This is a genomic window from Treponema endosymbiont of Eucomonympha sp. (assembly GCF_001028545.1).
Genome location: NZ_BBPW01000105.1, coordinates 1 through 2,776 on the forward strand (window position 1 = coordinate 1; position 2,776 = coordinate 2,776).

Here is a 2,776-nt window from a genome sequence, read left to right on the forward strand (position 1 = left end):
TTATACTTTCTGCACCAATACCCGTGCAAAATGTTTTTTACCATTTATATATGGATAATATTCCTTGTCTTCAATAAGTTTATATTCCTTTTCCAATAAGCCGTTTAATATTGGGCGGGCGGATACGGCAAAAGCTTCTGTATAGTCGTCCGGGATATAACAGTTGTCTACAAGCAATATTTTAGAATCGTCATGTTTTTTAAATTTTGCCGGTATATCTTTCAAAGGCACTATTTTTAATTGTTTATGCTTCGGTCTGTTTTTAATGGTAATATTTGTATACCAGTGTCTCGCCGCTTCTACAAGTTCTTTTTTAGGATTTAGAAAACAATCAATTCTATTATAGCCAGCCCATACTTTGTTGTCCATAAAATACGGAATAAACGCAGTGTTTATAGAATTTGATATATTAGAAATGATTAAAAATTTCTTTCCGCTTCCAATAGTAACTTTCCAATAATCTATAGCCCTTGAAAAGGGCGGGTTCGTGCATACTATATCCGTTTCTTCTGTAAGTATTTTTAATGAAAGGTGGTCATCAAAACTGCCCGTATAATTTTTGGGATAATCTTTTAATTCATTAAAACCGTCTTTTGTAAACACATACCCTTTTGCGCCCTGATTAAATAAATCAACTATGCCGCTGTAATGGGTGCATATTAATTTTTTTAATTCAAGCTCCTTAAAATTCTGTAAAAAATACAGAGCAAATGCAGAGGTATTTCTTTCATCATTATCAACAGCGTCATCGCAGTTACAGAATACCGTTTTATTTTTCCAGATGCTTTTATCATACAGTGATAATTCTTTTTCAACGTCTTCAAAACGGGTATAAAATTCGTCATTATCTATTCTTTTCGCTTTTTGCATTACATCTTTTTGAGATAAACCCCTTTCTGCAAGAGACGGCGTTGTCTTTTTTACTATTTTCACTATTTGTTTTTTATCATCGGCTTTGATAAATGTTTCTTTTACAAACAACGCGTGGGATTTAATAAATTGTACATAATCCTTAAACAGTGCGGAATTGTAAAAATATATTTCCTTGCTCTTTTCTTCCCGAAGGGCAAGGTATTTTTCTTTTATATCACTCTCCGCTTCCGCCATATTTTTTACCTCGCAGGCAAATAAATACTGGTAACTGTTTTCTTTTGATTTGCCGGTCATATTATTGTATTCTTTTAGTCTTCTTTCTAAATCATTGGTTTTGCCTATTTTGCATTTTGAAGGCTCCAGCGATGCCTGAACAATATAAATGTATTGTTTTATCTTATCCTCTGCCAAAATATGCCTCCATTTATTCTTTTTGAGATTATATGTTCCCTATATTTTTAGGGCAAATGTCGCTTAACGTGAAAGGTTTATGCCGCGTCGCAGACTGCGTCTGTCCCCGCAGCCTTTTATGACAGCATAAAACCTTCCGGCATATTTGTCAAACATTTTTCCGCAGAAAGGCGGCGGCAGGCACGGTTCCCGCCGCTTTTCTTATGCCCGGACACGAGGCGGGTCTGCCTGTCCGCGCTTCAGGTTTAGGCAGATACAGAATATATCTAGTCAGATATAAAACATATCTAGTCAGATATAAAATATATCTAGACAGTTACAAAATATATTTATGCAGATATAAAATATATCTAGGTAGTTACAAAATGTATCTAGGTAGATATAAAATATATCTAGGTAGATATAAAATATATCTAGGTAGATATAAAATATATCTAGGTAGATATAAAATATATCTAGGTAGATATAAAATATATCTAGGTAGATATAAAATATATCTGGGCAGTTTTGCGCCCTCCGGTTTGCGCGTTGCCTTGCTGCCGCCCCTATGCCGAGTTTTTTCAGAAAACGCGGACGTTCGGCAAAGCCGAACGCTTCAGATGCTCGTCCCTGCCGGAATGACGGCGTTTTTTCTGATAACGATGATATTGTCCGCAACGTATGCGCCCGGGACGGCGGCGTATTCGCCGCTGGGATATGTTTTGCCGCTCACGCCGATATTGCAGTAATCGCCGATTCGGGCGTTCTTGTCGATAATCGCGTTCGCAATCCTGCAGCGCTTCCCGATTCCGATATGCGGACCAGGCTCGCCCGGTTTTTCGTAGTAGTCCGCGCCCATAAACACCACGCTGTCCAGTTCCGAGTGTTCTTCTATCACCGAGCGGACGCCGATTACCGAGTGTCTGATATGCGCGCGGCTTATGACGCAGCCTTCGCTTGTAATAGACTGCGCGATTTCCGCCTGGTTGATTTTTGACGGCGGCAGATTCAGCTGGTTCGTGTATATCGGCGCGGCTTCGTCGTAAAAATTAAACGACGGGGTGATAGTCGTCAGGTCTATGTTCGCTTCAAAGAAGCTCCGAATGGTGCCTATGTCCTCCCAGTAGCCGGAATGGATATACGACTGCACCTTCCGCCGCTGGATTTCGGCGGGGATAATCTCTTTGCCGAAGTCGGACAGCGTATTGTCGAGCGCCTGTTCCATTGCCGCCGCGTTGAATATGTAAATGCCCATAGACGCGAGGAACTTCTTTTCGGACGGCGCGTCCGTGTATGCGCCGGAGGGGATTTCCCACGTCGAGATATCCAAGTCCGCCGCCGGTTTTTCCATAAACTGGGTTATCCTGCCGGTTTCGTCCGCCTTCATAATGCCGAAGCCGGACGCGTCCGCCCGGTTCACCCGCGTCGTGGCAATGCTGATTTCGGCTTCGGAGTCGAGGTGGTTCTTCAAAAACTGCTGAATATCCATGCGGTACAGCTGGTCGCCCGAAAG

The 2,776-nt window shown here is 41.6% G+C and carries 2 protein-coding genes; both read right to left on the reverse strand.

Translation table 11 applies throughout. The annotated features are described in order from the left end of the window. On the reverse strand, nt 1-1,284 hold the full coding sequence (locus AWU74_RS04935; protein ID WP_202966405.1) for an adenine-specific methyltransferase EcoRI family protein: 1,284 nt from the start codon (nt 1,282-1,284) through the stop codon (nt 1-3). 595 nt (nt 1,285-1,879) lie between these two features. Next, nucleotides 1,880-2,776, reverse strand: an 897-nt coding sequence (locus tag AWU74_RS04940) for a sugar phosphate nucleotidyltransferase (RefSeq protein WP_062328221.1), incomplete at its 5' end; no start/stop codon positions are given.